We start from the raw sequence: 26750 nt of genomic DNA, 5'->3' as shown, positions 1-26750 counted from the left end.
GGGTGCACTTAATTGCTGGCCATATAGACAATTTCTTTGTATTTTATGAACTTTTTAAAGTTGGCACGGCTTGTGCATTATACTGAGTGACCCTTATTAAGCCGAGGGTCACCTAGCCAACTGACGTTGTTAGTGAATAACATTGTTCACATTGATTGTGCCAAGTGCGATTTGCACTTGGCTTTTTTTTTGTGTTGTTTATCCGTTTCTCCCAACGTGTCTGAGCATGATTTAGCATGCCGTTCCCTGATTTTTGTATCAAATGTGTACTATTGTATCAGGTGATATCAGTTCTCATTTGTATCCGAACAGCGTATGATATCATTCCTGTTTAAAACATAAGCTGTTTCAAACATAAGCTTTTCAAAATATAAACCTTCTGAAATATAAATGGTGATCATGTTGAATCGGCAATCTTACAGCTGGCAGACCCCAACGAATTTTTTGTTAATTGTTTCAGTTATTGTTCCGATAGCTTTTTCAAGCTGGATGGCTCTACTGAACAACTTTGCGATTGAAAAAGCACAGTTTAATGGTGCAGATATGGGGATCTTACAAAGTGTCAGAGAGATTCCCGGTTTACTGGCTTTTACTGCAGTATTCATTCTGCCTTTTATCAGAGAACAGCGGTTTCTGGTGATTGCCTTATTGATGCTAACGGCTGGGACAGCAATAACCGGCTTTTTCCCGTCCTTTTCCGGGCTGTTGTTGACGACTTTACTGATGTCTGCGGGATTCCACTATATGGAGACAATGAAGCAGTCTCTGACACTACAGTGGATGAATAAAGACGAAGCGCCGGAGATGCTTGGCCGTATGATTTCAGTTGGTGCCTTCGCATCATTACTGACTTACGGTGCGCTGTGGGTCATGTTAGAGGTTTTTTCGTTACCTTATCTATGGGTTTATATGGTCACTGGTGGCATTGCATTTTTATTGGCTTTGTTTGCCTGGAGTGCTTTCCCACAGTATCAGGCTCATACGGTCCAGAATAAGAAATTGCTGCTGAGAAAACGTTATTGGCTATATTACATGTTGACATTTCTGAGTGGTGCCCGTCGGCAGATTTTTACGGTATTTGCCGGTTTTCTGATGGTAGAAAAATTTGGTTACTCCGCCGGAGAAATAACTTTACTGTTTTTGATCAACTATTTGTTTAACTTTTTATTTGCCAAACGGATTGGCCGGGCTATTGGCCGGATCGGTGAACAACGGGCTCTGGTCGTAGAATATCTGGGATTACTAGTTGTGTTTATCGGCTATGCTGTCGTTGAAAACAGTCATTATGCCGCAGGACTATATGTCATCGATCATCTGTTCTTCGCTCTGGCTCTGGCTATCAAAACGTATTTTCAGAAAATTGCTGACCCGGCAGATATGGCATCGACGGCAGGTGTTTCTTTCACGATTAACCATATTGCAGCTGTTGTTATTCCTGCTTCTTTCGGCATGATCTGGATGGTCTCTCCGGCAATGGTGTTTTACATTGGAGCCGGACTGGCATGTCTTTCTTTAATTCTGGCTCTGAATATTCCCAGAGTGCCCGGCCGGGGAAATGAAGTTAAAGTGCTGCAATGGCAGTAGATATAATAGAGCGGATATGTGGACGGTCAGCAACAGGGCTGCTGTCCACACAATAAAGGGACTATTTCTTACTCGGTACAGACTTGGTTACGGCCATTTGCTTTCGCGCGGTATAAGGCTTTGTCAGCTCTGTAGAAGGTACGCTGAGTATTTTCCCCTTCTTTGTGTAATGTAATACCGATACTGACTGTTAAGCCTCGTTCCCCCAGAATATCCTGCCAGTTAAACTGGTAAATATGTTCACGGAAGTGTTCACCATGCATTTGTGCTTCTTCCAGTGTGACATCTTCGAGAATGACCAGAAATTCTTCGCCTCCGAAACGGACGCAGGATGCTTGTTTGAAATTGAAATAGCCACTCAGCTTACTTGAAACGTTGACGATGGCTTTGTCTCCGACAAGGTGGCTGAGTTCATCGTTAATTGATTTGAAATGGTCGATATCAACGACTAAAAATGCAAAAGATGTCTCATGAAGTAACAGATCTTTGAGTTTAGTTTCCAGCCAGCGGCGATTGTGTAGCTTGGTCAGCGGATCGGTAAACACATCCTGTTGTAACTGGGCCACTGTATTTTTCTGGTTTTCCGTGGTTTCTTTGAGTTCCCGGTTTTCAATTTCTGACAGAATGAGTTTTAACTGCAGTTCAAAACGGGATAACCGGCGTAGCTGAGTTGCGCCTAAGTCTCCGATCGGAATCCGCCTCATCAGATCGGTTTCAACCTGAAAGGCCCGTTTCTGACAATCCAGAGCCTGCTGATATTTATGCTGATATTCATAAATATTACTCAGGGCCTGATACAAATCTTTTTTCAGTTCCGGATGTGTAAAAGAGGCAATTTTTTTGTTTTGGCTCAGAAGCAGCATCTCTGCAATGTGTGCTTTTCCTATCTGCATGAAGCAGAGAGAAAGCTCGATTTTAATCAGGCATGAAAGTGATGCGAGATAGTTATGCCGGGTTGTATAAGGCACAGCAGCAATGATCTGCAAGGCGTCGGTGACATTGTTTCTGGCAAGGCAAATTTTTGCTTTGTACAGGAGAATCTGACCCGCCAGCGTTTTATCACTGACCAGTATACTGAGTTCTTCACACTCTTTGATGAGTGCTTCTGCCCGCTTATAATTTTTGAGATCAATGTAACAGGCAAGCATACAGACTTTGTACTTCAGACGCAGTGCACGACTGGACATTGCATGATCAATACTGTCGATTTTCTGATAAAAGCGGAGTGCTTTTGCGGCTTCGCCGTAGCGATGGCAGAGTGAGCCCATACCAAGGACTGCCTGAGCATATTCATCAATAAAACCGTGCTCAACAGCAATATTTGAAATAGAAATGTATTCTTGCAAGGCTGTCTGGTAATCACCGATTTCAATAAAACGCTCACTTAAACTAATTTCAATCGATAAGATTCTCTCTGCATCCTGAGGTAATTGCAGGAGTTTTAACGCTGTTTTCAATTCCTCAATACTTTGTTGAAACTGATTCAGCGATGCTCTGTATTCGGCACTGATAATATAGCACTGTGCTTTTTGCCATGGTGTTGAAGCAATATCGTTTTTGACTCGTTCCCAGAAGGCAATCGCTTCCTCTCCACTAACGGATGTAACATCAAGACCAGCATCTTTTACTTTATCGAGTAAGTCTTGCATTCTACGACCCTTTCAGTGGTAATTCAGTAAGTTGATCTAATGTAAACGGGAAGGAGAGGATATCATGAAGTGAAATATCCGGAAGTTTTCCTGTCAGACCTTTTCTTCCCCAAGGATAAATTTTAATCATCTGCTGTAAAATATGAAAAACCTGTCGAGCATCGTCGCCTTTGTCTGCAAGCAATAATCCCAGACGATCCGAGCTTAAACGGGAAACAAGATCCTGTTTTGAACATAAAGAGTGTGTCAGCTCGGTACAGGCATCAATGTATCTTGGATTCTCATGATAAATAATGACAACAGAATAGTTTGAAGATTTCAGAGCCGTTTTAAATAAAACCAGTTGTTCCCACCAGTAAGTCTCCGAAACGACATTGGAGAGATGTTTTTCCGGATCATACTCATATTGTCCCCGAATCCGGTTGATCAGCTTTCTGGCTCTCTGTTCCAACTGCTTCTTTGAGTTACGGATTTTATCTTTACTTTCCCGGTTTGTCTGGATCTTCAGTTGTGAGGTCGAGTAACTGCGGTATCGCTTGAAAGCCGATAATGCAGCCTGATAATCCTGTTGCTGTTCAGCAACCAGTGATTGCTGATAATAGACCAGTGCCAGCAGTTCATCATTGGTAGTATCCCGTGCTGCCTGTTCTGCCCGGTTGAGCAGAGCGGTTGCCTCGACCATATTCTGACGTAACATCTCCAGACGAGCCCGGTTGACATACGAGTGTGCTTTCACCCAGGAAAGATTGTTGGCGACTGCCAGATCGTGGGCATTTCTGGCCGCTTCTTCGGCATCTTCCAGACGTTCCAGCCCCAATAGTGCCAGTGCCCGAAAATCCCAGACCTCAGCAAGTTGCTGTTGGAAATGACTATCTTCCAGAACTTCCAGCGCTCCATCGAGTACCGTTAACATGTCAACATAGCGGTTCAGCAGATATAAATCCCATGCCCACAAAATTCTGGCGCGCCCTTCAAGAGACTCCTGACGAGTATTATTGGCTACTTTGACCGCCAGCTCATGGGTTGCGCAGGCCAGATGATATTCGTGAGTACTGCGCCAGATATTCCCCAGTCCTAATAAGCTTTCAATAAGAATATCGATTTCTTCTTCAAGGGCGGCCTGTTCCAGAGCATGGATCCAGTACTGCTGGGCGGTATAAAATTTCCCCTCTTCCCAAAAGTGCAGTGCATGGAGGTGAAGTATTTCCGGCAAATATTCGTCGTTATCCAGTTCATTTTGAGCGGCCAGAGCTTCCTTGGCACATCGGATACCCTGAGTATGTTTTCCCAGCAACAGTGAGCATCGGCACATCAGCATAAGGCACTGGATGATACCTTCAGCGAAGTGAATTTGTCTGGAACGTATCAGACATTGGTCTGCTTCAGACAGAACGTCTGCAGGCGCAAACTCGAAACGGCGTTTGAGCTGCTCTATTTCAATTTCAAGGAGATAAAGGCTTTTTTCCAAACTTAATTATTCCTTTGTTACGTCACTCCGACAAACTGCTCTTATTATCCTGGCCGGGATTATTTATGACAGGAATCCTGGTCATAATCTCAAATCAGGGACTCATTCTACAGACTTATATGGTCGTTGAAACCAGCGTCCGGGTTGTTTTAGGCATAAAATGTGCCAATAGTTGCTGATTACCCGAAACAAATCATCAAATGGCTTCTTTTAGTTTTTACACAGTAACCATCATAAGATGATTTCAGAAGGGTGAAAAATATTTCTGGTCGATATTTTGACAAGTACAGAATTAAACCAACGATAAAAATAAAAATGATACATGATCTTTTTTTGTACAACCTGCTATAGTTACTATACGTCTTCATTTTTTGTATAACTATTTTGGTATAGCAATAGGGGCAGGACAATGGAAACAAAAATCCCGGTTGGTGTGAGTAGTTGTGTTATTGGGCAACGTGTTCGCTTTGATGGTGGACATAAGAAAAACCATTTTGTAACGGAGTCTCTGGCTTCATTCCTGGAGTTTGTTCCGGTTTGTCCTGAAATAGGCGCCGGGATGTCGGTTCCCAGACCCACCATTCGTCAGTTTGAACAGGAGGGAGCGATTCGGCTGGTGGAAACGAAAAATGATGCTATGGATTATACTGGGCAACTGTCAGTGTTTACGGATACAGCCTTATCTGAATTGAGTCGCTTGCAGAATCCGCTGTGTGGTTATGTAGTTGCTGCAAAGTCACCGACATGTGGGATGCAGCAGGTTAAGGTTTACCATAAAAATGGGGTTCGTAAAGGCGGTGTCGGTTTATATACGCAGCGGTTGATGGAAAAAATGCCCTGGTTGCCGATTGAGGAAGATGGTCGTCTGAATGATCCCAATCTACGGGAAAATTTCATACTACGGGTTTTCTGTTTGCATGATTTATATCAGTCAGTCGGTTCGCAGCCGACACCGGCAAAAGTTGTCGCGTTTCACAGTCGGTATAAGTTTACGCTGATGGCCCATGATCCAAAAGCCTACCGGGCTCTCGGACAGATGGTCGCCATGATGGGAAACGAGAAGCAGGAAGATTTCTTTGAACAATACCGGCTTGGGCTGATGCAGGCATTATCTAAATCGGCCAGCCGTAAAAACTGTACCAATGTGCTGATGCATATTCAGGGATATTTTAAACGCCTGCTCGGGCCTGTTCAGAAAGCAGAACTGACCCGGATTATTCATGAGTACCGTCAGGGACTGTTGCCAATACTGGTACCGGTCACGTTGATTCAACATTATCTGACCATGTATCCGAATCCGTATCTGGCACAACAACATTACTTAAATCCTTATCCTCAGACACTGAAGTTACGCTATGGACTCTAAAGAAAAACGTTATGCAATTCGTGAAGTATCGGCCATCACTGGGGTGAAGCCGGTGACGCTCAGGGCCTGGCAACGGCGCTATCACCTGATCGAGCCGCAACGGACAGAAAAAGGACACCGTTTATATAGTGAACGGGATATTGAGTTAATTCAGCAGATCCAGAACTGGCTGGTGAAAGGTATATCGATCGGCAATGTTGCTCATCTGCTACAGACTGCCGGATCTTCAGAAGTTCAGCCACCCCATTCACCCGTACTGGAAGAATGCGAAACATTTCTTGCAGCACTGGCGCAGTTGAATCGGGGCAAAGCTGAGACGGTGGTTATTTCAGTATTGAAAACTTATCCGCTGGAGATCGTCAGACAACAGTTCATTATTCCGGCAGATGAAGCCCTGAGCCGGATGAAAGGATCGCAACAGTCGATTCAGAGAGGTCTGTTTCAGGCGATTATGGTCGGTCAGTTTGCCTGGATGATGACTTCAGCAAACCGGGCGAGTCATCTGGGAAAATGTCTGTGTGTCAGTCTGGATGCTGTTGGCAGCCTTTGGGCATGGCTACGGGCATTACAGATTGCAGAGCAAGGCTATTTTGCCGTGTTTCTTGATGGTGTGGAGGAGCTTTCCGGATTAATCGATCATGTTTCCGGGGGTACATTTCAGCGCATCGACTTTTTTTCTAACCGGGCTCCGACGAAAAAGCAGCGGCAGGTGATGACTCAGTTGGAGAAATTACAGGGACAGACGTCAGAAACGGAAACGTCTGCGGGACAAATGTTAGCAGGACAGACACCATTAGCAGGACAGACACCATTAGTGATCTCCTGTGCCGGTTTGTTACAACAGTTTGGTGAACAGGAGGTTGAATCAGAATGAAACTGGTTTGGTTCAGACGTGATTTAAGAACAGTTGATCATACGGCACTGCATCAGGCAATCCAGAGTGGTGAACCGGTGTGCGCTGTCTTTATTGCAACTCCCGGACAGTGGCAGCAACATGACATGGCACCGATACAGGCTGACCTGATTTACCGGCGCCTGGCGGTGATTCGTGCTGAACTCAGGCAGTTGAATGTCCCTTTATTCTATCAGGAAGTCGGCTCTTTTGACGAAAGTGTCGAGGCGGTTATCTCTTTGGCGCAGCGACTGATGGTCAATGAAGTTTTGCTGAACATAGAGTATGAACTTAATGAATGTCTCCGGGATCAAGAGCTGAAACAGCAGCTTCTGGCTCTGGGGATCGCCTGCCGGGAGTTCCATGATAGGTGTCTGCTCCCACCCGGGCAGGTACTCAATAAGCAAGGAGAATTTTTTAAAGTATTTACCCCTTTCCAGAAAGCCTGGCGAGTACTGGCTTCAGTGCCGAAGGTGACTACTACATCACCGGCGGTCAGGCCACAGACAACGGATTTACTGAATGTGGATGATTGCTGTGAACCTTTCAGCTATCCACGGATATCCAGTGCTGCATGGCCGGTACAGACAAATCAGATCCGGGATCTGCTGCGGACTTTTTGCCGTGAACGTGTCGGTGAGTATCATCAACAGCGTGACTTTCCGGCTCTGACAGCAACCAGCGGCTTATCTCCCTATCTGGCGATTGGGGCATTATCTGTACGTCAGTGTCTGGCAAGATTGTATCAGGAGTCGCAGCATGGTGTTTTATCAGCAGGGGCTGAGTCTTGGTTGAATGAATTGATCTGGCGGGAATTTTATCAGCATCTGGTTTATTTTCAGCCGTCGGTGTGCCGGGGTAAAAGCTTTCACCCCTGGGGGGAACAACTGATCTGGCATCATGCTCCGGAATACCTGCAATGTTGGCAGCAGGGAGTGACTGGTTATCCGATCGTTGATGCTGCGATGAGACAACTGAATCAAACCGGATGGATGCACAATCGTCTGAGGATGATTGTTGCCAGCTTCCTGACCAAAGACTTACATATTGACTGGAGGGAAGGTGAACGTTATTTCATGAGTCGGTTGATCGATGGTGATTTTGCTGCCAATAACGGAGGATGGCAATGGTCATCTTCAACCGGGTGCGATGGTCAGCCTTACTTCCGGATTTTTAACCCGGTGACTCAGGGGAAAAAGTTTGACCCGGAAGGTGATTTTGTCCGTCACTGGATCCCTGAATTACAAGGCGTATCCAAACGATGGATTCATGAACCCTGGAACGCACCATGTGTGAGTTCTCTGTCATATCCTCAACCAATCGTTGATCATCAGGTGGAAAGAACGCTAACCTTATCTCTTTACCGTAAAGCAAAGGATAATGGTTGTCATGATTCGTAGCCTGCTGTTGGCTCTCATAATTTTTTGTCAGGGTGTACAGGCCAGAACATATGACTTCCCGGTTCAGGGAAGCCGTATTGTGGGGAAAATTGCCTATCATGAAGTGCAGAAAGGTGAAACGGTGGCGCATATTGCTGATACCTATGATGTGGGTTTTCTGACGATGATGGAAGCAAATCCCGGTGTTGACCCGTTTTTGCCTCAGGCCGGACATGTGATGACGATACCGGCTCAGACGATTCTGCCGGATGTTCCCTGGCAGGGAATTGTGATTAATCTGGCAGAGCTGAGACTTTACTACTTTGAGCCGGACAAGCATCTGGTACATATCTTTCCGGTCGGTATTGGCCGGATAGGGCGGGATACACCAGAGATGGAAACCAAAATCAGCCAGAAGAGAGCAAATCCAACCTGGACACCTCCTCAGTCAATTCGGGCTGAATATCAGAAGAAAGGCATTGAGCTTCCCCCGGTTGTTCCTTCCGGTCCGGAAAACCCGCTGGGGCTGTTTGCATTACGGCTGGCTTATGGTTCCGGTGATTATCTGATTCATGGAACGAATAAAGATTTCGGTATCGGATTACGGGTCAGTTCCGGTTGTATCCGGATGAATCCGAAAGATATTGACTGGTTGTTTCATCATGTTCGTATCGGAGAAAAAGTCCGGGTGATTGATGAGCCTGTTAAGGTATCTCTAGAGCCGGATCGTTCCGTGTTTGTCGAAGCACATGAACCGCTGACACGGAGTAACGGAAGTAAGAAACCGCTGGTTCTGCCTCAGGAGCTCAGCTGGTGGATGGAAGAATTTCATCATTCAGATCAGAAAGCCAGAGCAGCATTGATCAGTAAAAACGGTATTCCGGTTGAAGTGGTGAAAGGCCAGTAAAGCTACGGATAAAACTCAGGGCAACAAATGTTGCCCCGAATTAATCACAATTGGAAAGAGTCGTTATTTGGTGTAAGACTGGGCAATGTGATCGATACGTTCATTGGCTCTCTGAGCCTCTTCCCGTACGGCACTTATGGATTCAGAATTCTGATCGATCTTATCACTGAGCATCATCTGACCGTTTTTAAGTGTCGCAACCTCATCACTTAACTGGCTGACTTGATTGCTTAATTCATCCATTTTCGCCATGGTTGCGCTGTCTGTGCTGGAGGCACATCCGGAAAGAAAGACAACCCCAGATGCTGCCACTGCCAAAAATACTTTGTTCATTGTGAACTCCTTCATTGCTCTTTCGGCTCAAAGTTACCTGTTTCCCCATCATTTCTGGCTGATACGACGGCAACAGGTAGTATGTTTTATGATTGTAGCACTGAAACAGACAATGGAAAGTCAGAGGAAAATAAGAGATATGAAAACCTTATGAGAAAATAACTCGATTTTGGCCGATTTCGGTCAGTGATCGCTGTACCTCTTTTCTCTATTCACCTATGGGGAATTACGCTATGATAGCGCGTTTAATTCAGTCCCCCTGAATTTCCGGGGGTGATTCGGTCATCAAATAATTGGAGACTCCTTTGCAGTTTAAAGATTTAGGCTTAGATAATCGCTTACTTAAGAACGTAAAGCACTACGGTTTTAAGCAGGCAACGGAAATACAACAGAAAGCGATTCCTCTGAGTATTGCCGGAAAGGATTTGTTGGCATCATCAAAAACAGGTTCGGGCAAGACGCTGGCTTTTGTATTACCAATGCTGCATAAATCATTAAAAAGCAAAGCATTCTCTGCAAAAGATCCCCGAGGGCTTATTCTGGCACCAACCCGGGAACTGGCCAAGCAGGTTTACGGGGAACTACGGACCATGCTGGGGGGAATGTCTTACGAAGCTGTGTTGATTGTCGGAGGAGAAAACTTCAACGATCAAGTGAAAGCTCTGCGTCGTTACCCCAAATTTATTGTTGCTACACCAGGGCGTTTAGCCGATCACCTGGAGCACCGTTCATTGTTTCTGGATGGTCTGGAAACGTTGATTCTTGATGAAGCCGACAGAATGCTGGATTTAGGGTTTGAACCACAACTACGTCGTATTCACCGGGCAGCCAAACACCGCCGCCGTCAGACACTGATGTTTTCTGCCACACTGGATCATGCAGAAGTCAACGATATTGCGATGGAAATGCTGAATCAGCCGAAACGGATTGCCGTTGGGGTGTCGAATGAGCAGCATCAGGATATCACCCAGCGGTTCTATTTGTGTGATCACCTTGATCATAAAGAAGCGATTCTGAATCGTATTCTTGAATCCGAGTCTTATCGTCAGATCATTATCTTCACGGCAACCCGTGCTGATACTGAGCGACTGACGGAGAAAATGAATCAGCAAAAATTAAAGGCTGTTGCATTAAGCGGTGAGCTGAATCAGAACCAGCGCAACACGATTATGAGCCAGTTTGAACGAGGTGTGTTTAAGATTCTGGTTACAACTGATGTTGCTTCCCGGGGGCTGGATATCAGTACAGTGACACACGTGATTAATTTCGATATGCCAAAGCATACCGAAGAATATGTGCATCGGATTGGACGGACTGGCCGGGCCGGAAGTAAAGGCGATGCGATTTCTCTGGTTGGTCCGAAAGACTGGGACAGTTTCAAAAGAATTGAAGCGTTTCTGGCGCGAACAATTACATTTTCAGTCTTTGAGGGCTTAACCGGCAAATTCAAAGGGATTGCACCGAAGAAAGCACTGAAAGGTAAACCGGTAAATAAAAAAACACCGCTCCGGCAGACAAAGAAACCAGAGAAAAAGAAAGCTCCTCAACGCGACAAGGGCTTTTATCAGAATACTCCAGTAGGAGATGCAGTCTTTATTCCGCGTAAGAAACCGGTCAGTCAGGATGATGACTCCTGAGATTTGATTCAGTGGTGTGATTGATGCCGTGACACAGTAAATGTCACGGCATTTTTGCAGGCGAAGGCTCAGCTCAGTTTAAAGTAACTTAGTTGCTGCTTTTGCTGTTCGGCCAGCGTTGACAGCTCCTGACTGGATTCTGCCGACTGGATGATTCCTGTGACATTTTGTGTGACCAGCTCATAGATATTATTGATGTTCCGGTTGATGTCTGATGTTACCTCCCGCTGTTCTTCTGAAGAGGATGCAACCTGAGCATTGACTGCTTCCAGATTTTCAATCGATGCAACGATATGATCGAGTGATGTCCGGACTTCCTGAACCATTGACTGATTCTTATCCAGCATACTCAGGCTGGTCGTCATACTCTCGTTGGCGATACCGGATTGCTGTTGTAGTGTTTCGATGATTTCCTGAATTTCCTGAGTTGATTCCTGAGTTCTGGCTGCCAGCAGGCGGACTTCATCAGCGACGACAGAGAATCCACGGCCACTTTCTCCGGCTCGTGCCGCTTCAATCGCAGCATTGAGTGCCAGCAGGTTGGTTTGTTCGGAAATTCCTTCAATGACCTCAATTACTTTACCAATCTGTTCCGACTGGGTTTTCAGTGAAGCGACGACCTGAGCGGCATCACCGATTTGTCCGGCCATCTGTGCACTGAGACGGCCGGTCTGCTCAAATATATCCAGACTTTTTCTGGCGAGCTGATTTGCCTGACGGGCCGCTGTGTCTGCCTGCTGGGCATGGCCTGTCACATCATTAGCCGTCACTTCTAATTGAGAGACAGCCGATGCCACCTGCTCGAGATCGTTCTTCTCATGGTCAAAGTTTGCACTCGACTGTGTCATCACTGTTGCCAGCTCTGTTGCTGCCGAAGCAACATCAGCGCTGATGGCGGTCAGAGTCTGGGTTGTCCGCCGTAGCTGAATGACTGTTGCGTTCACATCCCGGGCCAGAGAAGAGAGTTCATTATTTCCTTCGTCTCTGATTTTTATAGTCAAATCTCCTTGAGCAACCTGCCGCATCGCAGCCTGTAACCGATGAATAGGAGCGACAATAATACCGGCCAGAATCCAGGCGAAAATTGCTGCGACAAGTAAGATGATCACTAGCCCGATAATGGCATAGGTGAGAATTGAATGATGCTTCTGTCCATGTGTCGCGACTTCCTGAAGTGCGACATTATTCATCTGTTCTGATAGATCCCGGACAGCTTTCACCATATTTCTTCCGTCGGTGCGGTAAGTCTCTGAAGCCTGTTGATAGCGTTGGTCAAAATCAGGGCGACGCTGCTCGGTACTATGCTTTTCGTGCATCAACGGTAGCATAACTTCAATGGAATAACGGACATACTCATTCATGGCCTGATGCAGTGCAGTCACCTCATCTTTGATGAGTGGCATGCGACTTAATCGATTCAGCATTTGGGCATTAATTTTTTGCTTTTCCCGCAGAACAGCCGTTAACGTTTTTGCATCTTCAGGGCGGAAAATACTATAGATAGCGCGAATCCGCATTGCATAGATATTATCGATGATTGTTGTCAGATCATCTTTATTCTGAATGATACGCGTTGTTGAAGTTGAGACGCCATTAAAAGCCTGGCTAAGATGATTGGTGGTGTAGATCACACCTGTTGCTAACAGAACCAGGGTCATCAGGACCGGAATAATAACCTGGACTTTGATGGACCATCGACTTATGAGCTGGCGCATGCTTTTAACCTCGAATAATTGACATTGTTATCGATTCTAGCCCGTAACCTGAATAATTCAATGCCAAATATAGCGGGTCATAGGTGTGATTTCCTATTTTAATCAATGGGTTGAATATGATGCGTTCTATTGTGATCATGACTTATATCACTGTTATGTATAGATTTTTATTAAAGTGGTCCGATGAGTTTAGGGCGATTTTGTTGGAATCATGGTCACAAAAAATAATTTCATCATTTGTCATACAGGCTTAAACGGATTGAAACACAATTGTCATATTTCCAGCCTAAAGTGACCCTCGTTGAAACAAAACACAAACGGCAATCAAGCCACTTAAGGATATAGTGATGAAAAAAACAGTTATCGGTGCAGTTGCTCTTATCAGTGCATTATCAGTGAACGTTGCTTCAGCGAAGGAAACGATCTCAGCAGTGGGTTCTAGTAGTGTTACTCCACTGATGGAAGTATTTGCAGAAACTTACATGAAAGACCACTCAAACGTTTTTATTGAGGTTCAGGGTCCTGGTTCTTCTGCAGGTATCAAAGCCTCAAAAAATGGTAGTGCAGATATCGGTATGTCTTCCCGTAATCTGAAATCTTCTGAAAAAGAGTCAACACTGGTTGAAGAAGTGATTGCCCGTGACGGTATCGCAGTTGTAGTGAACCCGAAAAACAATTTGAAAGGTCTGACTTCTGAACAGGTTTCTGCAATCTACCGTGGTGAAATCACCAACTGGAAAGACGTTGGCGGAAACGACAAGCCAATCGTTGCGATCACTCGTGATACAGCATCTGGTACACGTGGCGCATTTGAAGAAATCATGGAGCTGAAGAAGAAGATTGGTGGTAAGAAAGTTTCTGCTATCTCTCAACGTGCTCAGGTTGCAAATGGTAACGGTGGCCTGAAAACAATGGTTGCGTCAAACCCATATGCAATCGGTTATATCTCTTTAGGTTCTGTTGACTCGACTGTTCACCCTCTGGCAATTGATGGTATTGCAGCGAATGTCACCAATGTGAAAAACGGTTCTTATAAAGTTGCCCGTCCGTTCCTGGTTCTTTACCGCGAAGGTAAGCCTTCTGCTGAAACGAAGAAATTCCTGGATTGGATGCTGACGAAAGAAGCGCAGAAAATTGTAGACAACAAAGGCTACATCTCTATCCACTAAGTTTGGATCTTATTTTGATATTGCTCAGCCAGAATTTGGCTGAGCCTTTTCTGTTCACGCGGACTCTGTCCGATAAGTGAGAAGAAGATTATGACCATCGCAACAACGAATAGTGACAAGTTTATGAACGATCGAACAGCACAGGGTTCTGTTTCTCCCCGGAAACTACGTGCCGGGAAACGTATTGACTGGAAAGAAAGAATCTTCCATGGTCTGTTTCTGACCAGTGCCGTCATTGGTATCGTTTCACTCTTTGTCATTGCTTATTTTATTATTAAGGAAAGTATTCCTGCATTCGAAGAAGTCGGTATCTCTGGGATTGTTTTGGGAGAAGACTGGCTGCCACCGGCACTGTATGGTGTTGCAACGATGATCGTTGCATCGGTTGTGTCGACATTTGGAGCGGTTGTTATCGGTGTTCCGATCGGAGTGTTAACCGCGATATTCATTGCCGAAATTGCACCGAAACGTCTGGCTGATATTATTCGTCCGGCTGTTGAACTGCTGGCTGGAATCCCTTCTGTCGTTTATGGCTTCTTCGGGCTAATCATTATTGTTCCTCTGATTCAACAAGTGTTTGACGTACCTGCCGGTAACACCATTCTGGCGGGAATGATTGTATTGGGCGTGATGATTCTGCCGACAGTCATTACCGTTTCTGAGACTTCGATTCGAGCTGTACCTGCCGCATACAAAGAAGGCTCTCTGGCATTGGGTGCTTCAAATATCTTCACTATTTTTAAACTCCTCGTTCCGGCTGCCCGTTCAGGGATTATGACGGGTGTGATTCTGGGGATTGGCCGTGCTCTGGGTGAAACCATGGCAATTATCATGGTGATGGGGAACGCCCCGGCGATGCCTCAGGGAATCCTCGACTCAGCACGTACGCTGACTGCAAATATTGCGATTGAAATGTCTTATGCCAGTGGTGTTCATGCGAATGCACTTTATGCGACCGGCGTTGTGTTGCTGGTCTTTATTATGATGCTGAATGCCGCATTGTTATATCTGAACAGAGAAAAGGCGAAGTAACTTATGAACCGCGTAAAATTAAAGCAGTCCCGAGAGTTTAAAGATAATATCCTGCGCGCATTTATCTGGTTATCTGCCGCGTTTACTGTCGGATTTTTGTTCTGGATTATCTGGTATATTCTTTCGAATGGCCTTCAGCACGTCGACTGGCATTTCGTCTCGGACAACTATACCCGTATCGGTGATGAACATGGGATCTTCCCAATGATTATTTCCACGCTGTATATGGTGATCGCATCGATTGCTGTTGCCGCACCGATGGGAATTATGACGGCTATCTATCTGACGGAATATGCGAAAGTCGGTAGCCGGCTGGTAAAAGTCATTCGATTCTGTACCGAGTCTCTTGCCGGTATTCCGTCAATTATTTTCGGTCTGTTCGGAATGACTTTCTTTGTTGCAATTCTCGGGTTTGGATTTTCAATCCTGTCCGGAGCGCTGACACTGAGTATTCTGATCCTGCCGGTGATCATCCGTACGACGGAAGAGGCATTAATGGCCGTTCCTCAGACCTACCGCGAAGGTTCGTACGGTTTAGGCGCTTCAAAAATCTATACAATCTGGCGACTAATTCTGCCGAGTGCTATTCCTGGTATTCTGACATCTGTCATTCTGAGTATCGGCCGGGTTATCGGTGAATCGGCTCCGGTATTTTTAACTGCCGGAATGGTTGCACGGATACCGGATTCCCTGCTTGATTCAGGACGTACACTGACCGTGCATCTGTATAAGCTGACCACTGAGCTGTTTACCGTAGAAGAGTGGAATCAGGCTTACGGAACGGCGACGGTTCTGATCGTGGTTGTGCTCCTGATTAACATGGTCACTAAGCTGATTGCTAAGCGATTTAACACAGCAACCTATTAAAATAGCCCGGCTTAGTTGCAGGATGTAGTAAAGAATTATTTGAGACTGAAGACAATGAACAAATTTGCGATTGAAAACTTAAACTTATATTACGGTGAAAATCAGGCATTAAAAGCGATTAATCTACCAATTCCACAACGTCAGGTGACGGCTCTGATCGGCCCGTCCGGTTGTGGTAAATCGACTCTGCTACGTTGCCTGAATCGCATGAATGATTTGATTGAAGGGGTAAAAATTACCGGTACGCTGATGATGGATGGAGAAGATATCTACGGTGATGTCGATGTCTCTGATCTGCGTATCAAAGTTGGCATGGTATTCCAGAAGCCAAACCCTTTCCCTATGAGTATTTATGAAAACGTAGCCTACGGACTACGTGCCCAGGGAATTAAAGATAAAAAACACATTGATGAAGTGGTTGAGCGTTCATTGCGGGGTGCTGCATTGTGGGATGAAGTTAAAGATCGTCTGAAATCTCACGCATTCGGTTTGTCCGGTGGCCAGCAACAACGTTTGTGTATTGCCCGTACGATTGCGATGGAACCGGATGTCATTCTGATGGATGAACCAACTTCGGCACTGGATCCGATTGCGACCCATAAAATCGAAGAACTGATGGAAGAGCTGAAGAAAAACTACACCATCGTCATTGTGACGCATTCTATGCAGCAGGCCCGCCGTATTTCTGACCGGACGGCATTCTTCCTGATGGGAGAACTGGTTGAGCATGATGATACACAGGTTATTTTCAGTGAGCCGAAAGATGACCGTACCCGTGGCTATGTGAATGGTGACTTCGGTTAATGCTGATGTGGGAAGTCCACAGTAGGTTCAGAGCATTGACGCTTCAGTGCTGATAACAAGATTCTATAATAATAAGCGATGGTAAATTTTGCCCCTTCTGTGAAGGGGCTTTTTTATGCGAGGTTAATTCAGGTCGGTAATGTTTCATACCATCAGATCATTATCTGAATTGGTATCATACGTTCAGAACAACCGGCCAGAACGAAGGCTTAAAATATCAGATGAGCCATGCCGGTAATTACAGGTAAAGTGATCAACGTTCTCAGGATAAAAATAATGAAAAGTTCGATAATATTGACCGGAATCCGACTTCCTAACAACAATGCACCGACTTCTGACATATAGATCAGCTGGGTAACGGACATTGCGGCAATAATAAAACGAGTCATTTCATTATCGATTCCTGAAGCCAGAATCGCCGGAATAAACATATCGGCAAAACCGACGACGATGGTTTCTGATGCCTGAACAGCTTCCGGAACGCCGAGTGACTGTAAGAATGGAATGAAAGGCTGCCCCAGTATCGCAAATACAGAAGTGTGCTCAGCCACGACGAGTGCGATAGTTCCCAGCCCCATGACAACGGGTAAGACACCAAAAACCATGTCAGCCGCATTACGCACGCCTTCCGCCAGAATTGTACGCCATGATTTGACCTGCTTTGCCCGCTGTATCGCCAGTTGCATTCCCCAGGAGAATGCATGATAACCTGAGGGAATTTCGTCCGCTGCCTGATCGGGCTGACTCCCGTCGACATACAGATCTTTCTTCAGACTCAGCGGTGGAATTCTGGGCAGAATAACTGCCGCAACGATACCGGCAAGACATATCGTGCCATAAAACGGCAGGAACAGATGTTCGAGTTTTACCTGTGCAATCACAACCAGGCTGAACGTAATTGAAACCGCTGAGAATGTTGTACCGACAACCGCAGCTTCCCGTTGGGTGTAAAATTTCTCTTCATACTGTTTGCTGGTCAGCAGAATTCCAACACTGCCATCTCCCAGCCAGGATGCCATACAGTCGATAGCGCTACGTCCCGGCAGATTAAATATCGGGCGCATGATTTTGCTTAATAACGTTCCGAACAGTTCGAGCAGACCGAAATTGAGCAATAAAGGAAGCAGTAATCCTGCAAAAATGAAGACAGAGAATAGTGTCGGGAGCAGACCTTCCAATACCAGACCGCCAGTATTCTCTTCCCAGATGATCTCTGGCCCCCAATGATACAGACTGGATATTGCCGCAACACCACCGATGATTCTGACCAAGAGCCAGAGCAGTGATGGTGACAGCAGTTGATGCAGAAATTCCTGCTGACGAATGATTGTCGGCTGATAGAAGCGGTAGAGCAGAGAGAATCCTGCCATTCCGGCGATGATCATGGCAATCATTGTAATGATGTGATCATCAAGAAAATTACGCAGGGAAGCTGCAAGAATAGCAACGGGGATGGTCAGATCACCGTGGTAGCGGAGTGGGGCCATGAACAGAAATACCCCCATCAGCGATGGGATCAGAAATAACCAGAAATAGCTTCCGGAATCCGATGGCTGCTCAATTTCAGCCGTCTTTATATTGTCTTGCATAATCATTCTCAGAAGTGTCAGCGATGAAGTTTCGCCTTCGAAAGGCATTTATTCCCGGTAGCTGACACTGGTAGATATTCAAAAAATAACATGGACTCATCACCGGGTTTTGGAGAAATTTCCCCTGATGATAAGGCGCGAAGAATATCTGTTTTTGATTATTGTGGCAATACTATTCAACTATATTGTCTATTTATTCATATTTTTGTGCTGATTATATAAATGAAGTTAGATTATTGTATTTGTATGTTGCATAGGCGTTATGTAGGTGAATGATTGAAATAAACCAATCAAACCCATGAAATTTGTGTTACATAGAATAAGTGCTTAATATCATATGAATGGCTGTGCATTTGACTTGCACTTCATTTATCATTGTAGATGTGTGTAGTCTTTCCTATGATAAACTGTGTCTGATTATTTTTTGCTCACATAAAGTTATGGTGCTAATTTTAATAAGGAAGTCACAGTGGTCAGACTGAAACGAAGATAGCTGGGCAAAACGACAAAACGGAGTTTGCAGATGATTAGTAAGCGCTTTTTTAAAACGAAAGATGAAGTAGAAGTAACTTTTGAGTTGGATATTCCTGAGGATGCTTCCAAAGTTGCAATTGTAGCTGACTTTCTGGATTGGAAACCTGAACCGATGAAGAAGGTTGCCAAATCTTCTACATATAAATATAAAGCTCGTCTCCCGAAAGATAGTGAATATCAGTTCCGCTATCTGCTTGGCGAAGGCCAGTGGATGAATGATCCCGGAGCTGATCAATATATTCCCAATGGATATGGAGGAGACAATAGTCTTGTCTCTACTCATCAGTAGTCACTGATATATCTGATTGTTAACCTGGTTTTGACTTGATTCTGACCTGGTTATGTCCGGGCTGTGTGAACATTGCTCAATTATCGGTAGTCAATAAAGGGTATTGAAATACCCTTTATACTTTTTATACCCAATGGTTCTCGCTGAAACCGCATCTTGAGGTCATTTGGGTATATTGTTGCGCTTTGACTTTACTCTGATGATGATTACGTCATAAAATCCTATTCTTGGACGTCTTTGATATATTTTGCAAGGTGGGGTCGTGGTAAAGTCAATCGTTGAGCGGATGTTGCTGCTGTCCAGGCGGCAGAGAATATTCATATTAGGAGTGCCTCTTCTGGCAGGCATCTCGTTTTATGCTTTATTGAATAATCATACCACGCGTCACAGCCTTGAAGTTGCCATTTCTGAAAACCAGCTTGTTGAATCCCTGATTGCTGACCAACAGCAACTCCCTTCTGAAAATTTGCCTGATTATGAATATGTGATTCGTCCCGGCGATAATCTGAGTTCTATTTTTGAACAACTTGGATTTGGCTACCGTGATTTGTTGAAAATCATGGAAACGGATCTGAACTATCTGGCACTTGATACAATTCAGCCCGGTGATACGTTAAGGTTCTGGAAAAGTAAAGATGACAACTCCGTTGCGAAGATGTCTCTGGAATTCAGTATGGTCGAACAGGTGGTTTATACACGTCTGGATGACGGTAGCTATGAATACCAGGAGATCAAAATACCGGGAACCTGGAAGCAGTTTCCGCTCATCGGGGATATTCAGGGATCGTTTTCACAGTCTGCCTATCGTCTGGGGCTCAATAGCAATGAGATTGAGCAGATGGTGAGTTTACTGAAAGATAAAGTCAACTTCTCAAAAGACCTGCGCGCCGGAGATCGGCTTGAAATTGTGCAGTCTAAGCAGTTTGTCGGCGATGATCTGACCGGTAACCGGGAAATTCAGGCGATTAAAATATTTACCCGTGGGACAAGTATTTCAGCGTATCTGCATTCTGACGGCCAATACTATGATCAGGATGGAAACAGCCTGCAAAAAGCTTTTCGTCGTTATCCAACCAGTCGCCACTGGCGTATGAGTTCTTCGTTTAATCCTCACCGCCGTCATCCGGTAACAGGACGAATTATTCCTCATAATGGTACTGACTTTGCAACGCCTGTCGGAACGCCAGTATTGTCCACCGGAGATGGCACAGTGATCATTGTCCGGAAACATCCCTACGCCGGAAATTACATCGTCATTCGTCATGACAGCACCTATATGACACGCTATCTGCATCTGAGTAAGATTCTGGTACACCGTGGCCAGAAAGTTTCCCGTGGTCAGAAAATCGGCTTATCCGGTCGTTCGGGAAGGGTCACGGGTGCACACCTGCATTATGAGTTAATTGTGAAAGGACGCCCGGTTGATGCGATGAAAGCCAAGATCCCAATGGCAACTTCGGTCGCCAAAAAAGAAATGAAGCAGTTTATTGTTCACCGGAATGAAATGGATCACTTACTGGAACAGCAGGAAATGCAACTTGCAGCACATGTGAACGAAAAACAGGGACAGAGTTAGGGCATTCTGATCTTTTCAACCCTGATCTTGTCAACCTAAGCAGAATAAAGCGCGGTATGGATAACATACTGCGCTTTATTTGATCAGTGAGTCTGTTACTCATGAGTTTTGCTGTTTTGCAGCATATGCTGCCCGAGCAGGTGGTTGATAATCATTTCGGGGGGCAGTGGTTCAGAGAATAGATATCCCTGAATCTGCGTACAGCCCATCTCATATAATCGTACCAGCGATTGTTCCTCTTCCACACCTTCTGCGACCAGATCAACATCTAGCTGGTTTGCCAACTGAATGATTAAGCTGACGACTTTCTCTGATGTGTCACTGCGTAGCATATTTCTGATAAACGATGCATCGATCTTGATACAGTCGATAGGGTAACTATGGATATAGTTCAGGCTGGAATAGCCTGTGCCGAAATCATCCAGCGCTACTTTAAAACCGGCATCACGCAGATGGCTGAGAATACTTCGGGTGATTTGCCGTTGCGATAACAGCGCTGTCTCTGTGATCTCAATGGTGAACTCTCCGGGACAAAAACCATAGTGAGCGATCTGTTCACTCAATTGCTGGATATAGTTACTTGGCTGACTTAATTCATGAGCAGAACAGTTAATACTCAGCCGGATTTTTCTGCCCAGAGAGAGCTCGATTTGTTGCTTGGCAATACAGGCCAGTTCAACAACTCTCCGACCTAAGTCAATGACAAGGCCGGATTGCTCGGCTGCGTCAATAAACTCGAACGGAGAGACTTCTCCGAGAATCTGACTCTGCCAGCGACTGAGTACCTCAAAGTAATTCCAGACCGATTGATGTTGTTTCACGATAGGTTGTAATACAACATAGAGCTCCTGTGGTTCCTCAAGGCTTTTACTCAGCTCTTCTCTGAGGGCGTCAATAATCTGGGTTTTCCGGTGATATTCTTCACTCAGGTGGGTGTCATAACAGCAAATCGGTGGCTGATTGTGTTTTTTACTGCCTTTGAGTGCCAGACTGGCATTCAGCATCAATTGGTCAGCATCGATCGATTCCTCCTGATAACTGGCGATACCGATGCTAGCGGATATTCTGATGTGATGAGTCGCATCCTGATATCCGGTCCGGATGCGGGCAAGAATTCCTTCACAGACCGCCATCGGCTGTGGATCAAACGTGATAAAAGCAAATTCATCCCCGGCAATACGGAATGTCAGTTGTTCATCCTGAATACATTCGGAAATTGCATGGGCGACGAATCTCAGGACCTGATCTCCGATATAGTTTCCGTAAAGGTCGTTGATGTATTTGAAATCGTTGATGTCCAGCATCCCCAGCGTGAAAGAAAAATGGCTCTGGGATGCGGAAACCAGTCTTTCCAGCGTGTCGGAGAGAAAGCTTCGGTTCATCAGGTTGGTCAGGTTATCGTGGGAAACTTCATGATTCAGGCGGCTGAGCAGTACGTCCGTTCGATCGGTTAAATGCTGAAAACGGCGGTATTGCATTACAACCTGAGAAACCAGATGATGCCATTGCAAAATCGCGGCGGGGTCTTCAATCGGGAACTCTGTCAGTGAGATAAACAGATAAAGTAGATCTCCGGATGCCGTATGTGTCATGACTGTCCCCAGATAACCTTCGACATGATGTCTGGCTACATAGCTGTCATGAGGGCACCGCTGGTGGACCTGAGCCGGAACCAGATAATACTGATGTGGCTGATGGTACAGCTGATGTGTAATTAAAGTGTCCAGATGATCTCCGATGTCATCATGGAGCAGTTCTACAGCAGAGCCTGCCAGTAACCGCTTTTGCTGTTTGACCTTGTCAATTTCAAACAGTAAAGCTGCATGTGAAGCAATGGCCTGATGCAGTATGTCAGTTGATTTTTGATAGAGAGAACTGTCCGTGACCGAGATAAGTTCAGAGATAGATTGCAAATCCACCTCGTTTAACGAGAGTGGTCCTCTTGTATTCATACCTGAAAGCCTGTTGACGTTGTGATTCTGTATTGTTTTATCGTATTAACTGTGGCCTAAGAGTCGCAGTTTTTCCAGTTCACCAGAGCTATTGACACCCATTGTCTGAGGTCAGGAAATGGTAGTTTTTGAGAATAGGCGAATCTGTGAGAGTATACTCGGTGATTTCAACGGGCAGTTTTTGCACCTTGAGATGATTTTAAACACCAGCAGATACAGAGACGGAAAACACAAATGCTACAGCATGACTTTGAACACATGGTAAAACAGGCCTGCCAGACCGGGAGCTTACCGCTTGCATTAGCTTATCTTAAACAGGTTGAAGAAGAAGAAATTGCTTCAGCGGCCGAGTCGTTGAGTGGTCAGTTTATGATTGCAGATATTGAAGGTGAGCAGCGTATCTACCATGTGACGGTTCAGGAAAGTGAATCAGGAGAATCTGAGGAGCTTGCTGAATATATTATGAATGAAGGGGATGATGTGATCCGTTTCGTTGCCTGGTTTTTCGATACATTATTCAGTATCAAGCAAAAAGAGACTTATCAGGCGGCCGGTAAAACCTACACACAACCAAAGCGCAAATAAAACCGGTTAAGCGTTGATGGTAATACCGTCATGATTTTAAGAAAAAAAGCCTCCCTGAAAGGGAGGCAAAGAACATGAAGTGACCAGTGATTCTGCCATATCACTGTTAAAGAAGCACAAACGCTGCCTGCATTTGTCATATTAAGTACTGCAGAGTTTGTGCCAACTTTTTATTTAGTTAAAATCAATTAGTTACAATTTTGTCTTTACAGATAGAATTCAGTGAGTGCGTTACAATGGGGCAAGCCGTGATGAAATGGTGCAGTGGTCCGTGTTACTGTCGGTACTGAAATTGTGTCATAAACTGATGTCGGTATTGCCTACTCATAAAAAAGGCCAGGCATTTGCCTGACCAACCGTGGATCGTCTATTTTTTGTTTTAATCAGAAATCGTAACGAATTCCTGCCTGAAGTTGATCGTCGGTATTCTTCAGCTGTTCAAACTTATAGCCGGTATAAACGCGCAGATGACCATTGAATTTATGTTCAACTTCCAGAGCAAGATGATCAACCGTGTCAGAGTTATCAACTTCCTGATAGTTATATACAGCGATCAGTGATGTTTTTCCGAGTTTATATTTCGCACCAAGCTCATAATCATCGGCATCGACTTCTTTTCCTCCGGAAACTGCTGTTCCGGTTCCGTAGAGTGCACCTAGCGTTAATGCATCCAGTTTAAATTGTGCACCGATATTGAATTGGTCTTCAGAGTTGGTTCCGTTGTCCTGACCAACGTAACCCAGACCGAGGGTCAGATTTTCGTTGAAACCATAAACGGCTGAAACACCAAAACTGTCACTGTCTTTCTGATCTGAGGCTACATAGTTGGCCTGAACGCTCAGTGCATCGAATTTTCCGGTATAAACAAAGTTGTTGTCACGCTTATCCTTATTACCGCTGATCAGGTCTGCTGCTTCTTCATCAAAGGTATTCATCAGATCAGTAAAGTTTGTCACCTGTACCTGAGCTGAATCCTGTTTACCATATGAGAATTCACCGATGTCTGTCCCCATACCGGCATAAAAATAGCGGTTGGTCAGGTTGTCACCATCGCCGTCTCCCTTGCTGGTACTGTTGTTGAGCTCTGCTTCATATTTACCAAAACCGTACAGGCCATCGGACAGTGCGGTTTTACCCACTAAGTTAAATCGTGCCCGGGATTTATCTTTAAAACGGCTGTCTGTAGAAGACTCGTTTTCATTGGAAATATTGAAACGAGCTTCAGCGCGTCCGCCAACCTTGAGTGTTGTGCCTTCACTGTCATAGACCGTTGCAGCAATAGAAGAGCCTGATACCAGTGCGGTAAGAATTGCTGTTGTCAGAACTGCTTTTTTCATCTTGTTTACCTTATTCCATTGTGACTGAGCTTCTCTGCTCTTTTTTGTAATGACTGGAGTAAGTTAGAAGGAGAAGATGAACATTAGATTGCGGATTTCTTATTGTTAGATGTTGTTTTTGTTTAGCTTTTTTATAACTTTTATGAAAATAAGTGTTTTGATGAGTATTTATTTTAAATGTTGATTATTGAAATATATTGAAAACGGATGATTCGTGGTGTCCGGTTGTAACGCTGTATGGATGGAGGTGATTTACAATGATGACAATTCTAGTGAATTATCCCGTTTTGTGTTTTGATGGGGTCTGTTGAAGATACGCTGAATCCTGCACCTTAAGATTACTTGAGTATATTATGAATTTTTTAGCTCATCTGCATCTCGCCCAATCCTGTCAGTCCAGTCTGCTGGGAAATCTGCTGGGCGATTTCGTGAAGGGAGATCCGAAGGAACGTTATCCCGGCTTGATCGTTGATGGGATTCGCTTGCACCGTTTTATTGATACATATACGGATAGTCATCCGTTAATACAGGAATTAAAATCGTGTTTTCCCGGTACAAGCCGTCGTTTTGCTCCGATTGCTCTTGATCTGTTCTGGGATCACTGTCTTGCGCGTCACTGGAGTGATCACCATCCGCATTCACTGAATGAATTCTGTCAGGCTGCCTGTATACAAATTGAACAGGAATTAACTTTTACCGTACCGGAATCTTTTATGAAAGTTCACCAGCGGATGTGGCAGGGGCGCTGGCTGGAATCTTATGCTGAATTTGACAATATCGAATATGCTTTGCAACGGATGTCCCGTCGTTCTCCCCGGATGCAGGCATTAAGCAGTTGTACCCCATCGCTGAAAATACACTACGAGCGTCTGTATGCTGCTTTTGTCAGGTTGTACCCACAGGTACTGGAAGCTGCAAGGCTGAAGTGTTTAGAAATGGGATCATAACAGCTGAACAACAAATGAGCCCTAAGTGGCCCATTTGTCAGGGGGATTACAGGGACAGACGCTATTACTGGTCTGTGAAGCGGGCAAACTCGGCAGTATATCGTTCTCCAGCGACACCGAGTTGGGTCGTGATCTGGCTGAGTTGACTGACTTCATCGGCTTCCAGATGGAGAGCAACTGCGCCGATGTTGTCATCCAGGTGAGGAATACGCCGGCAGCCGGGAATCGGCACAATGTCTTCTCCCTGATGAAGTAACCAGGCCAGAGCGATTCTTGCCGGTGTGGTGGCCTTTTCTTCTGCTAAATGACGGATTGCATCAACCAGGCGCAGGTTTGTGATGTAATTCTCTTCGCTGAGACGTGGATCGCCCCAGGAGCGGAAATCACGGCTGTCATATGCGGAAGCTGGTTTGGTATCTCCGCTCAGAAATCCTCTGCCCAGTGGGCTGAATGGCACTAAACCGATTCCCAGCTCGCGCAAAAGTGGCAGAGTTTCGTGCTCCAGACGACGTTCCCACAGGGAATATTCGCTTTGTAGGACAGAAACCGGGCAGGTGTGATGTGCTTTACGAATGGTTTCCGGAGCTGCTTCAGATAAACCGAAATAACGGACTTTCCCGGCTTCGATCAATTCGGCGACTGTCCCTGCAACGTCTTCAATCGGAACGTCCGGATCAACCCGGTGCTGGTAGAGAATATCAATATAATCAGTCTGGAGTCGTTTCAGCGACGCATCGACAACTTCCCGGATGTGTTCCGGACGACTGTTGAGGCCGGGAAAAGCACCGTCACGGATATCAAAGCCAAATTTTGTCGCAATGACTAACTCTTCCCGCTGATTTTTCAGTGTGTTGAGCCACTGACCCAGTAACTTCTCATTGGTATAAGGTCCGTACATTTCAGCAGTATCGAAAAAGTTGATACCTTGTTCTAAGGCGTGGTTAAGTGTGGCAAAAGATGCGCTTTCATCATAACCACCATAAGCATGACTCATCCCCATACAGCCCAGCCCCAGCGCTGAGACTTGTAATCCCTGGCTTCCTAAGTGACGTTTTATCATTTGTGTATCCTTCTCATTGATGAATAGCTCTATTATGCGTACATTGACATTGTTTATTAATACTTCAGAATATTCATGA

The 26750-nt window shown here is 45.2% G+C and carries 22 protein-coding genes; 14 read left to right on the top strand and 8 right to left on the bottom strand.

The annotated features are described in order from the left end of the window. Positions 1–399 precede the first annotated feature (399 nt). On the top strand, positions 400–1584 hold the full coding sequence (locus OCU74_RS21785; RefSeq protein WP_087481875.1) for an MFS transporter: 1185 nt from the start codon (positions 400–402) through the stop codon (positions 1582–1584). Between the two features lie 68 nt (positions 1585–1652). On the opposite strand, the gene OCU74_RS21780 is transcribed toward OCU74_RS21785, so the two are convergent. After that, positions 1653–3233, bottom strand: coding sequence for a GGDEF domain-containing protein (locus tag OCU74_RS21780; protein WP_087481824.1), 1581 nt, complete (start codon positions 3231–3233; stop codon positions 1653–1655). A gap of 1 nt (position 3234) precedes the next feature. After that, positions 3235–4701, bottom strand: a complete 1467-nt coding sequence (locus OCU74_RS21775) for a hypothetical protein (RefSeq protein WP_087481825.1) — start codon at positions 4699–4701, stop codon at positions 3235–3237. A 409-nt stretch (positions 4702–5110) separates the two neighbouring features. On the opposite strand from OCU74_RS21775, the gene OCU74_RS21770 reads away from it, so the two are divergent. Genes OCU74_RS21770 through OCU74_RS21755 form a run of 4 tightly spaced genes read left to right on the top strand, consistent with a single transcriptional unit; the run spans position 5111 to position 9245 of the window. Continuing rightward, positions 5111–6067 carry a YbgA family protein gene (locus tag OCU74_RS21770; RefSeq protein ID WP_087481826.1) on the top strand — a complete coding sequence of 319 codons (957 nt, stop codon included), beginning with the start codon at positions 5111–5113 and terminating at the stop codon, positions 6065–6067. Then, positions 6057–6941, top strand: a complete 885-nt coding sequence (locus OCU74_RS21765) for a MerR family transcriptional regulator (RefSeq protein WP_087481827.1) — start codon at positions 6057–6059, stop codon at positions 6939–6941. Before OCU74_RS21770 ends, OCU74_RS21765 begins: the two co-directional genes overlap by 11 nt. Next, entirely contained in the window at positions 6938–8359 is a 1422-nt protein-coding gene (phrB, locus tag OCU74_RS21760) for a deoxyribodipyrimidine photo-lyase (protein ID WP_087481828.1), read from the top strand. Before OCU74_RS21765 ends, phrB begins: the two co-directional genes overlap by 4 nt. Further along, positions 8349–9245: a L,D-transpeptidase family protein gene (locus tag OCU74_RS21755; RefSeq protein ID WP_087481876.1), complete on the top strand. Its 897-nt coding sequence runs from the start codon at positions 8349–8351 to the stop codon at positions 9243–9245. The genes phrB and OCU74_RS21755 overlap by 11 nt, the downstream gene beginning before the upstream one ends. A gap of 63 nt (positions 9246–9308) precedes the next feature. Here the strand turns inward: OCU74_RS21755 and OCU74_RS21750 are convergent, their stop codons facing one another. Continuing rightward, entirely contained in the window at positions 9309–9578 is a 270-nt protein-coding gene (locus tag OCU74_RS21750) for an Lpp/OprI family alanine-zipper lipoprotein (protein ID WP_087481829.1), read from the bottom strand. Between the two features lie 293 nt (positions 9579–9871). Between OCU74_RS21750 and OCU74_RS21745 the strand changes: the two genes are divergently transcribed. Further along, positions 9872–11215, top strand: a complete 1344-nt coding sequence (locus OCU74_RS21745) for a DEAD/DEAH box helicase (protein ID WP_087481830.1) — start codon at positions 9872–9874, stop codon at positions 11213–11215. A 68-nt stretch (positions 11216–11283) separates the two neighbouring features. Here OCU74_RS21745 and OCU74_RS21740 read toward each other — a convergent pair whose 3' ends face one another. Next, positions 11284–12930, bottom strand: coding sequence for a methyl-accepting chemotaxis protein (locus OCU74_RS21740; protein ID WP_087481831.1), 1647 nt, complete (start codon positions 12928–12930; stop codon positions 11284–11286). A gap of 347 nt (positions 12931–13277) precedes the next feature. Between OCU74_RS21740 and OCU74_RS21735 the strand changes: the two genes are divergently transcribed. The 4 genes from OCU74_RS21735 to pstB all read left to right on the top strand — a co-directional run bounded on the left by OCU74_RS21735 (position 13278) and on the right by pstB (position 16802). After that, positions 13278–14099 carry a phosphate ABC transporter substrate-binding protein gene (locus OCU74_RS21735; RefSeq protein ID WP_087481832.1) on the top strand — a complete coding sequence of 274 codons (822 nt, stop codon included), beginning with the start codon at positions 13278–13280 and terminating at the stop codon, positions 14097–14099. Between the two features lie 90 nt (positions 14100–14189). After that, entirely contained in the window at positions 14190–15131 is a 942-nt protein-coding gene (pstC, locus tag OCU74_RS21730) for a phosphate ABC transporter permease subunit PstC (protein WP_087481833.1), read from the top strand. Between the two features lie 3 nt (positions 15132–15134). Then, entirely contained in the window at positions 15135–15998 is an 864-nt protein-coding gene (gene pstA / locus OCU74_RS21725) for a phosphate ABC transporter permease PstA (protein ID WP_087481834.1), read from the top strand. Positions 15999–16052: 54 nt separating this feature from the next. Next, a complete protein-coding gene (gene pstB / locus OCU74_RS21720) occupies positions 16053–16802 on the top strand; it encodes a phosphate ABC transporter ATP-binding protein PstB (protein WP_087481835.1) in 750 nt (249 codons plus the stop codon). A 209-nt stretch (positions 16803–17011) separates the two neighbouring features. Here pstB and OCU74_RS21715 read toward each other — a convergent pair whose 3' ends face one another. Continuing rightward, on the bottom strand, positions 17012–18391 hold the full coding sequence (locus OCU74_RS21715) for a YjiH family protein (protein WP_087481877.1): 1380 nt from the start codon (positions 18389–18391) through the stop codon (positions 17012–17014). Between the two features lie 523 nt (positions 18392–18914). Here OCU74_RS21715 and OCU74_RS21710 point away from each other — a divergent pair. Together OCU74_RS21710 and OCU74_RS21705 are read left to right on the top strand one after the other, a co-directional pair. Further along, entirely contained in the window at positions 18915–19214 is a 300-nt protein-coding gene (locus OCU74_RS21710; protein WP_087481836.1) for an isoamylase early set domain-containing protein, read from the top strand. Between the two features lie 286 nt (positions 19215–19500). After that, positions 19501–20790: a peptidoglycan DD-metalloendopeptidase family protein gene (locus tag OCU74_RS21705; RefSeq protein WP_087481837.1), complete on the top strand. Its 1290-nt coding sequence runs from the start codon at positions 19501–19503 to the stop codon at positions 20788–20790. A 95-nt stretch (positions 20791–20885) separates the two neighbouring features. Here the strand turns inward: OCU74_RS21705 and OCU74_RS21700 are convergent, their stop codons facing one another. Beyond that, a complete protein-coding gene (locus OCU74_RS21700; protein WP_087481838.1) occupies positions 20886–22742 on the bottom strand; it encodes a putative bifunctional diguanylate cyclase/phosphodiesterase in 1857 nt (618 codons plus the stop codon). Between the two features lie 234 nt (positions 22743–22976). Here OCU74_RS21700 and OCU74_RS21695 point away from each other — a divergent pair, with 234 nt between their 5' ends. Continuing rightward, positions 22977–23327, top strand: a complete 351-nt coding sequence (locus OCU74_RS21695; protein WP_087481839.1) for a hypothetical protein — start codon at positions 22977–22979, stop codon at positions 23325–23327. A 383-nt stretch (positions 23328–23710) separates the two neighbouring features. Here the strand turns inward: OCU74_RS21695 and OCU74_RS21690 are convergent, their stop codons facing one another. Further along, a complete protein-coding gene (locus OCU74_RS21690) occupies positions 23711–24664 on the bottom strand; it encodes a porin (protein ID WP_087481840.1) in 954 nt (317 codons plus the stop codon). A gap of 353 nt (positions 24665–25017) precedes the next feature. Between OCU74_RS21690 and OCU74_RS21685 the strand changes: the two genes are divergently transcribed. Then, positions 25018–25611 (top strand): acyl carrier protein phosphodiesterase, encoded by a 594-nt coding sequence (locus OCU74_RS21685; protein WP_087481841.1) that lies wholly within the window; start codon positions 25018–25020, stop codon positions 25609–25611. Between the two features lie 64 nt (positions 25612–25675). On the opposite strand, the gene OCU74_RS21680 is transcribed toward OCU74_RS21685, so the two are convergent. Continuing rightward, complete coding sequence (locus OCU74_RS21680) at positions 25676–26671, bottom strand: aldo/keto reductase (RefSeq protein WP_087481842.1); 996 nt, start codon at positions 26669–26671, stop codon at positions 25676–25678. Positions 26672–26750: the final 79 nt, after the last annotated feature.

This window comes from Vibrio mangrovi, from assembly GCF_024346955.1.
In the GTDB taxonomy this organism is placed as follows: Bacteria; Pseudomonadota; Gammaproteobacteria; order Enterobacterales; family Vibrionaceae; genus Vibrio; species Vibrio mangrovi.
This window is presented reverse-complemented; position numbering and strand designations above follow the sequence as displayed.

Excerpts from the sequence above, each read along its gene's own strand:
- OCU74_RS21690 (WP_087481840.1), bottom strand. The coding sequence starts at position 24,664 with ATGAAAAAAGCAGTTCTGACAACAGCAATTCTTACCGCACTGGTATCA.
- OCU74_RS21695 (WP_087481839.1), top strand. The coding sequence starts at position 22,977 with ATGCTACAGCATGACTTTGAACACATGGTAAAACAGGCCTGCCAGACC.
- OCU74_RS21780 (WP_087481824.1), bottom strand. The coding sequence starts at position 3,233 with ATGCAAGACTTACTCGATAAAGTAAAAGATGCTGGTCTTGATGTTACA.
- OCU74_RS21740 (WP_087481831.1), bottom strand. The coding sequence starts at position 12,930 with ATGCGCCAGCTCATAAGTCGATGGTCCATCAAAGTCCAGGTTATTATT.
- OCU74_RS21785 (WP_087481875.1), top strand. The coding sequence starts at position 400 with ATGTTGAATCGGCAATCTTACAGCTGGCAGACCCCAACGAATTTTTTG.
- OCU74_RS21715 (WP_087481877.1), bottom strand. The coding sequence starts at position 18,391 with ATGCAAGACAATATAAAGACGGCTGAAATTGAGCAGCCATCGGATTCC.
- OCU74_RS21680 (WP_087481842.1), bottom strand. The coding sequence starts at position 26,671 with ATGATAAAACGTCACTTAGGAAGCCAGGGATTACAAGTCTCAGCGCTG.
- OCU74_RS21750 (WP_087481829.1), bottom strand. The coding sequence starts at position 9,578 with ATGAACAAAGTATTTTTGGCAGTGGCAGCATCTGGGGTTGTCTTTCTT.
- OCU74_RS21710 (WP_087481836.1), top strand. The coding sequence starts at position 18,915 with ATGATTAGTAAGCGCTTTTTTAAAACGAAAGATGAAGTAGAAGTAACT.
- OCU74_RS21755 (WP_087481876.1), top strand. The coding sequence starts at position 8,349 with ATGATTCGTAGCCTGCTGTTGGCTCTCATAATTTTTTGTCAGGGTGTA.
- OCU74_RS21685 (WP_087481841.1), top strand. The coding sequence starts at position 25,018 with ATGAATTTTTTAGCTCATCTGCATCTCGCCCAATCCTGTCAGTCCAGT.
- OCU74_RS21765 (WP_087481827.1), top strand. The coding sequence starts at position 6,057 with ATGGACTCTAAAGAAAAACGTTATGCAATTCGTGAAGTATCGGCCATC.
- pstC (WP_087481833.1), top strand. The coding sequence starts at position 14,190 with ATGACCATCGCAACAACGAATAGTGACAAGTTTATGAACGATCGAACA.
- OCU74_RS21705 (WP_087481837.1), top strand. The coding sequence starts at position 19,501 with ATGTTGCTGCTGTCCAGGCGGCAGAGAATATTCATATTAGGAGTGCCT.
- OCU74_RS21700 (WP_087481838.1), bottom strand. The coding sequence starts at position 22,742 with ATGAATACAAGAGGACCACTCTCGTTAAACGAGGTGGATTTGCAATCT.
- OCU74_RS21735 (WP_087481832.1), top strand. The coding sequence starts at position 13,278 with ATGAAAAAAACAGTTATCGGTGCAGTTGCTCTTATCAGTGCATTATCA.
- OCU74_RS21770 (WP_087481826.1), top strand. The coding sequence starts at position 5,111 with ATGGAAACAAAAATCCCGGTTGGTGTGAGTAGTTGTGTTATTGGGCAA.
- pstB (WP_087481835.1), top strand. The coding sequence starts at position 16,053 with ATGAACAAATTTGCGATTGAAAACTTAAACTTATATTACGGTGAAAAT.
- phrB (WP_087481828.1), top strand. The coding sequence starts at position 6,938 with ATGAAACTGGTTTGGTTCAGACGTGATTTAAGAACAGTTGATCATACG.
- pstA (WP_087481834.1), top strand. The coding sequence starts at position 15,135 with ATGAACCGCGTAAAATTAAAGCAGTCCCGAGAGTTTAAAGATAATATC.